The sequence below is a fragment of the Spirochaetota bacterium genome, from assembly GCA_026415295.1.
Classification (GTDB): domain Bacteria; phylum Spirochaetota; class JAAYUW01; order JAAYUW01; family JAOAHJ01; genus JAOAHJ01.
This window is the reverse complement of the sequence record JAOAHJ010000003.1, coordinates 1-14,156: the sequence shown is the minus strand read 5'-3', so window position 1 is coordinate 14,156 and position 14,156 is coordinate 1. Positions and strand designations below refer to the sequence as shown.

Genomic DNA, 14,156 nt, shown 5'->3' with positions numbered 1-14,156 from the left:
CATGGAGGAGCAAATATGTTATTAAAAGACAAAATTGCAGTTATTAGTGGAGCAAATAGTGGAATAGGAAAGGCTACTACATTATTATTTTTGAAAGAAGGAGCAAAAGTTTGTGCAATAGCAAGAAATATTGAAAAATTAAACAAACTTAAAGAAGAGGCAAATTCACAAAATCTTTTCACTTTTGTATGTGATGTTTCTAAAAAAGATGATATTTTAAAAACATCAAATGAAATCTTAAAACTATTTCCTGAAATTGACATACTTATTAATAATGCAGGTATTACAAAAGATACTTTATTATTAAGAATGTCTGAAGAACAATGGGATAGTGTATTGGATACAAACTTAAAAGGTGCCTTTTTATTAACTCAAGCTTTCTTACAATCTTTAATGAAAAAAAAGAATGGAGTTATTTTAAATACTACTTCAGTAGTTGGGATATATGGAAATGCTGGACAAGCAAACTATGTTTCTTCTAAAGCTGGCCTTATCGGATTTACAAAAACTGTTGCAAAAGAGTATGGGAAAAGAGGAATCAGATGCAATGCAGTGGCTCCTGGCTATATTACAACAGATATGACAGAAAATCTTCCACAAGATATAAAAAACAAAATTATAGAAAATATACCTTTACAGAGGCTTGGAACACCAGAAGATGTTGCAAACCTATTTCTATTTCTTGCTTCTGATTTAGCTTCTTATATTACAGGACAAGTTATTGAAGTTTCTGGTGGGCTTGTATTTTAAATTATTTTGATAGTTTATTTTTTAAATTTTTTTAATTGAATAAATTTAATAAATTATAATTTTTAATTATTGTTTCTTAAAAAGACTGAGTAAATCTTTTAATATTTTATCTATAGAACCTCTTACAGCAGTAGAAAATGAATATGCTTGAGCAATAGATTCTGAAAGTGTTCTTTCAACAGATGCTTTATTCGAAGAACTTAATACAACTTTTCTATCTTTTACTTGAATAACATCAAGTTCGACATAGTAAGTTGCTCCATAACCTTCAACAGAATTAATAATTTCCGATAGATTCCCTTTTACTTGGATTAAATAATCAACTCCTTTATCCTTTGCAAGAACAATTGCTGCTTCAAGTGTCATTTTACCTAAATAGTATGATTTTATTTTATTTAAATATAAATAATCCTGAAAATTTCCCATAGCATATCTTTCAGCAGTTAATGGAATAGAGTTGTAAGGGTCAAAAATATAAATAGCAACAGTTCCAATAGTTTCATAAGGGGTTGTTTCCTGAGCAATAAGATTACTATATATACTTAAAAACAAAAAAATTGATAAGAATATCAAAATCAAAATAAAACTATATTTATACTTATTCATATATTCTCCAACTAAAAATAATTTTGATTTATAAAATTAATTATTAATTTATTTAATAGTAAAATATTATAAATTCTTTATTTAAAATAATTTAAAAAAGTAATTTTTCAATATTTTTTATATAATTTTTCAAAATTAAATTTAACTTAATTATATTTTCTTCTTATTAATTTTTCCATTATTTAATTTTTTTTAAAAATAAAATTCTGATACTTTTTGCAAAAAAATTAATTAAATCTGTAATAATATATTTTTTAATCCTTTTTTTAAAGCATAATTTATGACTTTATCATACTCTTTTTCAGTTAACCTTCTATCTAGAAAATCTTTTTTATAAATTGAAGCTTTATAAGCAGGGAAATATTGATTCATTAATCCTATAGTTAAATTTTTAGATATATTGGAAATAAAATCGATTACCTTAAAACTATTTTCAATATGAGCAGGAATAATAAGGTGTCTCAATACTATACCTCTCTTGAGTACTTTGATTTTCTTCATTTTACCTTCTTTAAAACTACTTTTTTCAATTGTCTCATTTAAATTATCTGTTTCAATTTCATTATTTTCAAAAGTAGCTTCAATAACTTCATGAACAGGGTTATAACAATTATTGCATTCCAATGAACAATCTTTTCTTACTAATTGATCAAAACCATATATATTTTGATCACCATAAATATTAACTAAATATTTTAAACCTTCAAAATTATATTTTGTATAATTTTTTATCCCTGAAAACTTATAAGCTAATTCATCATCTCCATATTTAACATCATATATAAAAATATCGGTAAAGTTTTTTATAATATCAATTATTTCTATTTTTTCATAACCTGAATTATTATATGCAACAGGTAGATTAAATCCATCAAGTTTTGAAAGCAAAAAAGCCAAGTAAATATGTGGAGCAAAATGAGTTGGAGTTACTAGGTTTATATTGTGTGCATGATCATTTTGAAGTTTTAAAAATATATTTTGCAATTTTTCTATAGAATAATTTACACCATTATTTAATTGAGAAATTGGATAATTTTGACAAAAAATGCATTTGAGAGAACATCCTGTAAAAAATATTGTTCCTGAGCCATTTTTACCTGAAATAAAAGGCTCTTCTCCAAAATGAAGATTATATGATGAAATTTTTAAATCAGCTGTTTGGCCACAAAAACCTTTTTCACCTTCTATTCTATTAACTTTGCATTCGTTTGGACAAATATCGCAGTTTTTGAGTCTTTCATAAAATAACTTTGCTTCTTCTTTTAAATAATTGTAATCCAATCCAAATGGATTTTTCCATTCTTCTCTTATATATTTATAATTTTTTATAAGAGTTTCTGAGTTAGATTTTAAAATCTGTTCAAATTTATTTTGGAATAAATAATCAATATCTTTAAAAATACTTTTCACTTAAATTCTTATTTTTTATGTTTTCTTAGTTAAAATATAAGCATCTATTCCATTGATATCCCATTTCTCATAGTTTTGTTTATCTTTTAGTTCATTTAAATCTTTCAAATAAAGATTTTTTGTTAAAGTTTCATTTTTAATATAATCTTGATAATCTTTAATTTTCATGAAAAGTTCTTCTGTTGAATATATTGTAGTTTCGATCCTATCAGTTACATTATAATTTATATCTTTTCTAATATTTTGTATTTTATTTACAAGTTCTCTTGCAAATCCTTCTTTAATAAGATCATCTGTAAGTTCAAGATCAAGTCCAATTGTTATATTGCCCTCATTTATTATTTTTAATTCTTTTTTCTCTTCTCTATAAATGGTAATGTCATCAAGAGATGTTTTATATGAAAAATCTCCATCTTTTACTTCTATAATTTCTCCTTTTTGAATTTTAATAATATCATTTGTTGATATATTTTTTAGTGCATTTTCAAATCTTTTAATTTGTGATCCTAAAATTTTTCCAACTTTTTTATAATTAGGCTTTGCAAAAAGATTTACCATATTAGATTCATCTTCATCATATTCAATCTCTTTAATATTTAATTCTTCTTTTATCAAATCATCCATTTTCTTTATTATTTCAAGCTCCTTTTTAACAGGGTTAATTACAAAAAGTTTTCTAAGTGGCTGTCTTATCTTAATATTATTAGCAGTTCTTAATGCTCTTCCAAGGTAAACTACATTTTTAACAAGCTCCATTTTATATTCAAGATCTTTATCAATAAGTTCTTCAAAATAAACTGGATATTTATTTAAATGTACCGATTCCATCATATTTGGAAGTTTAAGATTCTGATAAATTTCTTCTGAAATAAAAGGAATTATAGGTGCAATAATTTTTGAAAAAGTTATAAGAACATAATACAATGTTAAATATGCATCATTTTTATCTATATCATTTTCAGATTTCCAAAATCTTCTTCTTGACCTTCTTATATACCAATTTGTAAGATAATCTAAAAATTTTTCTATAGGTGGAATAGCTTTATATATTTTATATTCTTCAATTGCTTCTGTAACCTCTTTAATTAAACTTTGTAAAAGGGAAATTATCCATCTATCAAGTTCATTTTCAAACTTTCTTGTTCTTACAATAGATTCAAAATTCTCTTCAGGATACCAATTATCAATTTTAGCATAAGTTGCTAAAAAAATATATACATTCCATAATGGAATAAGAATATTCTTAACAATTTCTTTAACACCATTTTCAGAAAATCTAAGTTCTTCAGCTCTTATAACTGCAGAATCAACAAGATAAAGTCTCAAAGCATCTGCTCCATACTCATCCATAATATAGGTTGGTTCAGGATAATTTTTTAATCTCTTACTCATCTTTTTTCCATCCTCAGCCAGAACTAGTCCATTAACTATACAATTTTTAAATGCTGGAGAATCAAATAGTGCTGCAGCAAGGACCGTTAAAGTATAAAACCAACCTCTTGTTTGATCAAGCCCTTCTGCAATAAAATCAGCTGGGAAATTATTTTTAAATAACTCAACATTTTCAAAAGGCCAATGTTGTTGTGCATATGGCATAGCTCCAGATTCAAACCAACAATCAAGTACTTCTTCTATTCTAACCATTTCTCCGCCACATACAGGACATTTGTAAGTTATTTTATCAACAAAATGTTTATGAATATCATTAATCTTTTGTTTTGATTTTTCTTCTAACTCTTTGACACTCCCTATACATTCAGTATATTTACAAGATTCACATCTCCATATTGGTAAAGGTGTTCCCCAGAACCTATTTCTTGAGATAGCCCAATCTCTAGCTCCTTCAAGCCATTTGCCAAATCTACCATATTTAATATGATCTGGAACCCAATTTATTTTATCATTAGCTTTTATAAGTTTATCCTTAAATCCTTCAACCTTTACAAACCATGTAGAAACAGCTTTATATATAAGAGGCGAATCACATCTCCAACAGTGTGGATAGGAGTGTTCTATTTTTTCTCTTCTAACAAGCTTTCCTTCATTTTTAAGTCTATCTATTATAAAAGGATCAGCATCTTTTACATGCTTTCCTTTATAATCAAATACTTCTTCCGTAAATTCTCCATTTTCATCAACAGGGCATATTGATGGAAGACCAAGTTTTTTACCTAAAATATTGTCATCTTCTCCAAAACCAGGTGCAATATGAACTACACCTGTTCCATCTTCAGTAGAAACAAAATCAGCTAAAGCAACTTTAAAAATATTTTCATATTTACCTTCAAGGTCCTTAAAATATGGAAATAAAGGTTCATAAGAGATACCTTCTAATTCTTTACCTTTTAACTCCTTTAAAACTTTATATTCATTATTATCTTTATAATAATGAAATACTCTTTCTTTTGCTAAAATATATTCTTCTTGATTATTATCCTTAATCAATAAATAATCAATCTCTGCTCCAACTGCTAAAGCTAAATTAGAAGGTAAAGTCCATGGAGTTGTCGTCCAAGCTAAAATATATCTATTATCATATCCTTTTAATTTAAATTTTATAGTAATAGCTGGATCCTTAACATCCTGATACCCTTGATTAACCTCAAAATTAGAAAGTGGAGTTGCACATCTTGTACAGTAGGGAAGAATCATATGATCTTCATAAATTAAACCTTTATCCCATAAGCTTTTAAATACAGCCCATATTGATTCCATATAGTAAAGATCCATAGTTTTATAAGCATTTTCAAAATCTACCCACCTTCCAGTTCTTTTAATTATTTTTTCCCATTCAGCAGTATATCTTAATACTATAGATCTACATTTCTCATTAAAATTATCTATTCCATAATTTATTATATCCTTCTTTGTCTTTAGTCCAAGTTCCTTTTCCATTTCATATTCAACAGGCAATCCATGACAGTCCCATCCCCATCTTCTTTCTACATAATACCCTTGCATTGTTTTAAATCTTGGAACTATATCTTTTAATATCCCTGGAACAAAATGACCATAATGAGGGAGTCCTGTTGCAAAAGGAGGTCCATCATAAAAAACAAATTCTTGAGAACCTTTAGTTATTTCAAGAGATTTTTCAAATATTTTATTTTTATCCCAAAATTTAATTATCTTTTCTTCAATTTCAGGAAACCTAACTTTAGAATCAAGATTTTCAAACATCATTTCCTCCAAAATATTTTTTAATAAAAATTACAGTTTACTTTTTAAATAATTTATGGAATTATTAATTCTTCTTAATGTTGTCTCTTTACCTAAAATTTCAATGGTTTCGAAAAGACCTGGGGAATATTTTCTCCCTGTTAAAGCAATCCTTATTGGCATAAAAAGATCTTTTGTCCTAATATTATATTTCTCTGCTAATTCTCTTAAACAATTTTCAAGTCCTGTTAAATTATAACTTTTTTCATCAAGAAAGCTTAAAGCCTCAAGTACATGTTCCAAAATAATTATATTCTGATTTATATCTCTCTTTTTATCAATAAAATCCTCAATATTATATGTAGTTGGATCTTTGTAAAAAAAGTCACAATAAGATTCTATTTGGGAAAGAATTTCTATTCTTTCTTTTATATTTGGAATTATCTTCATTATATAATCTTTTTCTTCTTTTGTTATCATATTTTCAAAATTATTTTTTTCAGATAAATCTATTTTAATATTTCTATCAATACTTTTAACATATCCTGCTTTTATAAAGAAAGGCAAAGAAATTTTAAAATATTCTTGATCACTTTTATTTCTTAAATAGTAACCATTATACCAATTTAACTTTTCATAAGAAAAAACAGCAGAAGACTTTGAAACTTTAGAAAGATCAAAATATTTTATAAGTTCATCCTTTGAAAAAACTTCTTGTTTGTCGTCATATGACCATCCAAGTAAAGCTAAAAAATTTATCATAGCTTCAGGAATATAACCAGCTTCAATAAACTCTTTTACTGATGTTGCTCCATGTCTTTTTGAAAGTTTTCCACCATCTGCTGATAAAATAACTGGTAAATGAGCATATTGGGGTAATTCATAACCCATATAATTAAATAAAATTACATGCAAAGGGAAAGAAGAAATCCATTCTTCCCCTCTTGTTATATGAGTTATCTCCATATCATGATCATCTACAACATGAGCTAAATGATAAGTTGGAAAACCATCACTTTTAAGCAGAACTATATCTTCCAAAACAGAATTTTCAAATTCAATTTCTCCTCTAATCATATCGTTACATACTGTTTTACCTTCAAGAGGTACCTTTAACCTTATTACATAAGGAACACCATTTTTCATATTTTCATTTATTTCATCTTGAGAAAGATCTCTACACTTTCTATCGTATCCAGAAGGAAGTTTATTTTGCATCCTAACATTTCTAATTCTTTCAAGCCTTGCTTGTGAACAGAAACATCTATAAGCTTTCCCTTCCTCTAATAATTTAGAAGCCGCTTTTTGGTATAATTCAAGCCTTTTAGATTGATAAACTATTTCCCCATCGAAATCTAACCCAAGCCACCTTAATGATCTTATAATATCATCAACTGCATCTTCAACATATCTTGTTCTATCTGTATCTTCTATTCTTAAAAAAAAATCCCCACCAAAATGTTTTGCATATAAATATGAAAATAGAGCAGTTCTTGCCCCTCCTATATGAAGATAGCCAGTTGGAGATGGTGCAAATCTTGTTTTAATTCTCATTAAAGCTCCTTAAATGTTTGAAAATTCTCAAATTATTTTTATCTAATAAGTAAAAAAAAAATAAAATTTATTAAATTTTTGTCAATTGACAATCAATAAAATTCTTATAAATTTAAACTAATAAATTATTTTAAGGATATCTTTATGCAAAAGGAATCTGTCCCTCCATATTTCAATATAAACAACAATAAAGATAGTGAAAACCAAAATTCAAATTATAAATTAAATAATATAATTTATAATCACCCTATTTTACCACCATATAAAAATAAAAAGGTAATATCATTCTTCTACAACAATAATAAGCTTTTTGCTCTTGAAGGAATGATGATAACTTCAGCTTTAGCATCATATGGGATTTATAATATTGGGAAAAACCACCATGATAACTCCCCACAAGGACTTTTTTGTGCAAATGGAATGTGTTCACAATGCAGGATTTTAGTTAATGGAGAAATAGTCAAAGGATGTATGACTCCCATTAAAGATGGGGACAAAATTTATTCTATAGAGGAAATCCCTGAACTTTACTTTTCTAAAGATCCTTATTTCCCTCAAATTTATGAAATAGATTCTGATGTTTTAATAATAGGGGGGGGTCCAGCAGGTCTTTCTGTTGCAAAAGTATTAACCGAATTCCCAGATATAAAAGTCATTCTTGTTGATGATAAAGAAAAATTGGGGGGAAAACTTTTACTCCAAACTCATAAATTCTTCGGTTCACAAGAAGATTGTTATGCTGGTAAAAGAGGAATAGAAATTGCAGAGATTTTACAAAAAGAGATAGAAGGATCAAAAAATATCAAAATAATGACAAATACTTATTTTGTTTCTGTTTTTGAAGATAAAACAGTTGGATTATTTAATGGAGAAAATTATTTTCTATTAAAAACTAAATCTGTTTTTTTAACATCTGGTGCAAGAGAAAAGTTTCTTTCATTTAAGGGAAACCATCTCCCTGGAATTTTTGGAGCTGGAGCTTTTCAGACACTTCTAAATAGAGATCTTGTAAAATGCTCAAAAAACATATTTATAGTAGGAACTGGAAATGTTGGATTAATTGCAGCTTACCATGCCCTACAAGCAGGAATTAAAGTTTCTGGAATATGTGATGGGCTAAATAGAGTATCAGGATACAAAGTACACCTTGATAAAATTAAAAGATATGGGATCCCAGTATTTTTACAACATGTCCCAATTTTAGCAGAAGGAAAAGAAAAAGTTGAGAACATCATTATTAGTGAATGTGATAATAATTTTAAACCAACTTATAGAAATATAAAAAAGTTTGATGTTGATACTGTTTTAATAGCAGTTGGTTTAAAGGAAAACAATGAATATGAAAATTTATTTAAGGATTCTGGAATTAAAGTTTATAAAGCTGGTGATGCAAATGAAATTGCAGAAGCTTCATCTGCTATGTTTTCTGGCAAGCTTGCAGCTTATAAATTTCTAATTGATAATGGAATAAACATAACCATTGATGAAAATCTTCATAAAAAAGAAAATATTTTGAAATCACCAGGTGGAAAAAATTTTAGTCCAATATTTTATGAAGGAAATGAGTTAATATTTCCAAATATTTTCTGCTTTCAACAGATCCCATGTAACCCATGTACAACAGTTTGCCCTGTTAATGCCATACAAATCCAAGGAGACCCAATATATGATATTCCTATATATAGAAAAAATTGTACTGGTTGTTTAAGGTGTGTTTTAATATGTCCGGGTCTTGCAATAACTCTTGTAAACAAAAAGAAAAAAAATGGTAATAAGGTTATTGTTTCTTTTCCATTTGAATTCACTCCAGAATTTTTAGATAATTCTATCGAATATGAAGTTGAAGCAAATAATAATATAAAAATTAAATCTCAAGATATATTAAATAAAATAAAATTACCAATCACTGATTATGAAGGGAACATTTTAGAGGAAGGTCAAATTGAATCAATGAAATACTTTAAAAATGATAAGAGATGGATAATTAATTTATGGGTATCAGAAGAAAATTCAAATAAAGCTGCCTCTTTTAGGCTCAAACTACAAGATGATATTCAAATTAAAGAGATAGAAAATAATGATAAAATTATATCAAAAATATTTAGTGAAAACAAAAATTCAGGGAATATTTGTATTTGTGAAAGAGTAAAAGAAAATGAGGTTAGAGCTCTTATTGAGTTAGGAATATCTGATATAAATTTTATAAAAGCTGCAACTAGGCTTTCAATGGGTGCATGTGGCGGTAAATCTTGCTCCACAACTATACTTTCAATTTTTAGAGAATACAATATAAATCGAAATGATATAATTCATAATACCCCAAGACCATTTTCAGTAGAAATTCCACTTAAATATTTTGCAGGGGAAGTAGTTAAAAAAAACATTTTTGATAAAAAATAAAAATTATTTTTAAAAATATTTTTAATTTTAATTAAAATAATAAAATTTAATTAAAATATTAAAATAAAATATTATAAAATAAATTCAGGTAAAATTTTATGAAAAATATTTACGATATTATTATTATTGGTGCTGGTTCAATCGGAACTCCCCTTTCTTTTTATCTTTCAAAAGAAAAATTTAAAGTATTAGTAATAGAAAAGGAAGTTTCACCAGGAAGGGGACAAAACAGAGCAGCAATAGGTGGTGTTCGTGCTACCCATTCAGAATTTGCAAAGATAAAAATAGGACTTAAATCAATAGAAGAGTTTTCAAATTTTCACCAAAAATATGGCATAGATATAGATTGGTTTTCAGGGGGTTACCTTTATCCTATTTATACTGAAAATGATAGAAAAAATGTTTTAGAACTATTAATGAAACAAAAAGAAGCAGGGCTTAATATCAATTGGATAGAAAAAGATTCTGTTAAAGAACTTGTACCTAATATTGATGAAATAAATTTGCTTGGTGGTATTTACTCTCCTGAAGATGGAAACTGTTCTCCATTAAAATCTAATTTTGCCTATTTTAAGCTTGCAAAAGAAAATGGTGTAGAATTTTTGTTTAATAAAAAAGTTGATAATATCATTTATAAAAAAAATAAAAATAATGATATTGAAATTGTTGGAGTCAAAATTAGTAATGAAACTTTTCATTGTAACACAGTTATAAATTGTTCAGGGATAGACATAAATGATCCTCATAAAAATTTAATTGAAGAAAAAATATTAGATCCAATACCAATATTAGCAGATTGCCATGAAGCAGGTATTACTGAACCTGTAAAAAAGTGGTTTAATCCACTGATTGTTGATATAAGACCATATAAAGAATCAAAGAATTTTTATTTTTATCAAAATAATGAAGGACAAATTATTTTCTGTTTAACTCCTGAACCTCCAATATATTGCACATCTAACCTTCCAACAGAATCTTTTATGCTTCTATCAGCCCAAAGGTTTAATAATATTTTACCTTCAATTTCAAATTTAAGAATTAGAAGAACATGGAGAGGCTACTACCCAAACTCACCTGATGGTTCACCAATTATAGATGAACCTTTGAAAAACTATATAATAATAGGTGGACTTTGTGGACAGGGGTTTATGTTTGGACCTGGAATTTCAATTCTTATTGTTAAAAAATTAACCGATAAACTAAGTGAAGATGATAAAAAAGTTTTATATGATTTAAGATTATCAAGAAGTTTTAATAAAAAAGAGTTTTTTAAGTAATTATTTTAGTTTATCAAAATTTTTTAAGTTTTTTTTTATGGAAATGGGTTTTATAGCATCATTTATAATAATTATTATTTTTCTTTCTGTATTTGCATATTTTTTTGTATTCAAATCAAAAGTTCTTGTAATGGACTCTATAAAGACAATGATAGACAATAATAGACTAGATGAAGCAATAGAAAAACTACTTAAGATACTTTCAAAAGAAAAAAACAATGGGAGAGCCCACTATTATCTTGGAATTGCTTTTGATAAAAAAGGTGACATAAATGCTGCTATAGCTGAATACAATATGGCATTAAGAAACGCTGGCTTTGTTTCTGAATCAGAACAACTATATATACATACAAGACTTGCTGATCTTTATTTTCAATTACAAAAGTTTGATGAAGCACTTGGGGAATATCTATTTCTTTCAAAGAAATTTCCAAATGATCCCTATTTTTTAACCCAAGTTGGAGAAATATTTTTTGAAAAAAAAAGCTTTGGAAATGCAGCAAGTTATTATAAAAAAGCTTTGCAACTTGATGATAAAAATCCAATAGCTCATTACAATATTGGAAGAATATATTATATCTCAAAGCTTTATAGAGATGCTGAAAGGCACTTTTTAAGGTGTATTGATTTACAAAATAACTTTTACGATGCTGCTTATTATCTAGGTCTTATTTATCAACAATTTGGCAAAACAAAACTTGCTATTGACTACTTTTCTAAGGGGGTTTATTCAACAAAGTTTAAAGGCCAATCATTATATCAAATAGCATCAATTCTTCATGCAACAAAAGACTATAATAATGCAATAAAATTTTATTTAAAAGCTATCACAAATATAAAAGAAAATGAATTGCTTTTAGAAGCAAAATATGATCTTTCTTTAGCTTATGAAGCAATTAAAGACATAGATAATGCTTTAAAGCTATGGAATGAACTTTATCTTGTTAATAAAAGTTATAAAGATGTTGAAAAAAAGTTAAATATTTATTCAGAACTATCAGTTGATGATAAATATAAAGAATACATAATAGCTAAATCAGAAGATTTTAAAAACATTGCAACAAAAATATTAGCTACTATGAATTTCAAAGTTCTTGAAATTATGGATTTTGGAAAAATCGTATATGTTGTTGGTATTCCTCAAAATACACAAGCTTTAATAACAACAAAAAAAGAAAATAATTTTTTTGTATTTATAAGAGATTCTCAAACTGAGATACTTCTTGATGATGTTCAATCAATGAGAGACAAAATGATCAAAAATAACTGCTCAAAAATGCACATAATCTATCCTGGTAACTTTACTCCAGATATTATTGATTTTGCTAATTCAAGACAAATAAATCTTATTAATAAACAAACTTTATTAGCTTTATTAAAAGGAACATATATTTAATTAATAATCTTTTTTACTTTTACTTTCTTATTTTTAACAAATATCTTATATTAAATTTAAATATTGTTACTAATAATTTAATAATCTTATTATAAAATGCATTTATAAATATTTAACCTACATTATTATTTAAATCTATAATTAAATTTTTTTAATAAGTAAATAAATTTAATAAAATAATATTAATTTTTATGTCTCAATTTTTTACATTTGTGTTATATTTTATATAGATTCAAATTATAAGGATAAAAAATGGTTGTCTTAATTGATGATGAGTTAAATATTAGAATGGCTTTAAAAAGGCTTATTGAGCTTAATGGACTTCAAGTAGTTGATTTTGAAAATGGAGCAAAAGCTTTAGAGTATATTGAAGAAAATGAAGATATAGTTGAATGCATTATTACTGATCTTGTTATGCCAGAGTTAAATGGAAAAGAACTTTTTAATATTATTAAATCAAAATATCCATCTATACCTGTAATTATAATTTCTGGTAAAGCTACTGTTGAAGATGCTATTAATCTTATGAAAGAAGGGGTTTATGATTTTTTTATAAAACCTTTTGAAAATATTGATAAAATTGTTGTCGTTATAAAAAAAGCTATTGATTTTGCAAAATTTAAAAAAGATTATGAATTACTAAAAACATCCTTTCTAAAAACAGCGTTTTCGGACAAAATAATTGGAAGATCCAAAAAAATGCTTGATATTTTTGAAACAGTATCGCAAATTGCTCCTACAAAGGCTACTGTTTTAATCTATGGAGAAACAGGTACTGGAAAAGAATTAATTGCAGAAGCTATTCATGAAAAATCTGGAAGACAAGGGGAACTTATAAAAGTAAACTGCTCTGCATTAACAGAAACATTGCTTGAATCAGAGTTATTTGGTCATGAAAAAGGAGCTTTTACAGGGGCTATAAGAACAAAACCTGGAAGGTTTGAACTTGCAGATAAAGGAACCATATTTTTGGATGAAATTGGGGAAATATCTCCATCAATACAAATTAAATTATTAAGAATACTTCAACATAAAGAATTTGAAAGAGTTGGGGGTGAAAAACCTATTAAAGTTGATGTTAGAATTATAGCAGCTACAAATAAAGATTTACAGGAATTAGTAAAGGCTGGCAAATTTAGAGATGATTTATACTGGAGGTTAAATGTAATAAAAATAACTTTACCACCACTTAGAGAAAGAAAAGATGATATTCCTTTGCTTATAAAACATTTTATAGATAAATTTTCAAAAGAAAATAGTAAAAATATTTCTTCTATTTCTCCATCAGCTCTAAATATACTTGTTTCATATAGTTGGCCAGGAAATGTTCGTGAACTTGAAAATACAATAGAGAATATGATAGTTATGAGTAGAGACGATATTCTTGATATAGATGACATTCCTTCTTATATTAAAAGTGAAGTTAAAACTATACCAGATTTTGTTACTTCAGATGAAATTGGTTCTAAAGAAAAATATTTACAGGTTAAAATAGGTACACCTTTAGAAGAACTTGAAAAAAAATATATTGAATTTACATTGAGCAAAATTAAAAACAAAGCAAAAGTTGCAAGAATGCTTGGTATAGGTAGAAAAACTTTATA

The 14,156-nt window shown here is 26.4% G+C and carries 9 protein-coding genes; 5 read left to right on the top strand and 4 right to left on the bottom strand.

All coding sequences use genetic code 11. From position 1 onward, the window contains the following. The first annotated feature begins 15 nt into the window (after window positions 1-15). Window positions 16-750 (top strand): 3-oxoacyl-[acyl-carrier-protein] reductase, encoded by a 735-nt coding sequence (gene fabG, locus N3A58_00450; protein MCX8057870.1) that lies wholly within the window; start codon window positions 16-18, stop codon window positions 748-750. A gap of 66 nt (window positions 751-816) precedes the next feature. Here fabG and N3A58_00445 read toward each other — a convergent pair whose 3' ends face one another. From N3A58_00445 to gltX, 4 genes are all read right to left on the bottom strand, one after another. Further along, window positions 817-1,356 carry a hypothetical protein gene (locus N3A58_00445; GenBank protein ID MCX8057869.1) on the bottom strand — a complete coding sequence of 180 codons (540 nt, stop codon included), beginning with the start codon at window positions 1,354-1,356 and terminating at the stop codon, window positions 817-819. Window positions 1,357-1,587: 231 nt separating this feature from the next. After that, window positions 1,588-2,766: a radical SAM protein gene (locus tag N3A58_00440; GenBank protein MCX8057868.1), complete on the bottom strand. Its 1,179-nt coding sequence runs from the start codon at window positions 2,764-2,766 to the stop codon at window positions 1,588-1,590. 15 nt (window positions 2,767-2,781) lie between these two features. Beyond that, window positions 2,782-5,946 (bottom strand): isoleucine--tRNA ligase, encoded by a 3,165-nt coding sequence (gene ileS / locus N3A58_00435; protein ID MCX8057867.1) that lies wholly within the window; start codon window positions 5,944-5,946, stop codon window positions 2,782-2,784. Window positions 5,947-5,976: 30 nt separating this feature from the next. Then, window positions 5,977-7,479, bottom strand: coding sequence for a glutamate--tRNA ligase (gene gltX, locus N3A58_00430; GenBank protein ID MCX8057866.1), 1,503 nt, complete (start codon window positions 7,477-7,479; stop codon window positions 5,977-5,979). A 144-nt stretch (window positions 7,480-7,623) separates the two neighbouring features. On the opposite strand from gltX, the gene N3A58_00425 reads away from it, so the two are divergent. The 4 genes from N3A58_00425 to N3A58_00410 all read left to right on the top strand — a co-directional run. Next, window positions 7,624-9,879 (top strand): FAD-dependent oxidoreductase, encoded by a 2,256-nt coding sequence (locus N3A58_00425; protein ID MCX8057865.1) that lies wholly within the window; start codon window positions 7,624-7,626, stop codon window positions 9,877-9,879. A 98-nt stretch (window positions 9,880-9,977) separates the two neighbouring features. After that, a complete protein-coding gene (locus N3A58_00420) occupies window positions 9,978-11,156 on the top strand; it encodes an FAD-binding oxidoreductase (protein MCX8057864.1) in 1,179 nt (392 codons plus the stop codon). 37 nt (window positions 11,157-11,193) lie between these two features. Then, entirely contained in the window at window positions 11,194-12,552 is a 1,359-nt protein-coding gene (locus N3A58_00415) for a tetratricopeptide repeat protein (protein ID MCX8057863.1), read from the top strand. 252 nt (window positions 12,553-12,804) lie between these two features. Further along, window positions 12,805-14,156 (top strand): sigma-54 dependent transcriptional regulator (locus N3A58_00410; GenBank protein ID MCX8057862.1); only part of this gene is annotated, 1,352 nt, incomplete at its 3' end.

Bases quoted from the DNA above. Each gene is read 5' to 3' on its own strand.
- gltX (MCX8057866.1), bottom strand. From the start codon at position 7,479: ATGAGAATTAAAACAAGATTTGCACCATCTCCAACTGGCTATCTTCAT.
- N3A58_00445 (MCX8057869.1), bottom strand. From the start codon at position 1,356: ATGAATAAGTATAAATATAGTTTTATTTTGATTTTGATATTCTTATCA.
- ileS (MCX8057867.1), bottom strand. From the start codon at position 5,946: ATGTTTGAAAATCTTGATTCTAAAGTTAGGTTTCCTGAAATTGAAGAA.
- N3A58_00415 (MCX8057863.1), top strand. From the start codon at position 11,194: ATGGAAATGGGTTTTATAGCATCATTTATAATAATTATTATTTTTCTT.
- fabG (MCX8057870.1), top strand. From the start codon at position 16: ATGTTATTAAAAGACAAAATTGCAGTTATTAGTGGAGCAAATAGTGGA.
- N3A58_00425 (MCX8057865.1), top strand. From the start codon at position 7,624: ATGCAAAAGGAATCTGTCCCTCCATATTTCAATATAAACAACAATAAA.
- N3A58_00420 (MCX8057864.1), top strand. From the start codon at position 9,978: ATGAAAAATATTTACGATATTATTATTATTGGTGCTGGTTCAATCGGA.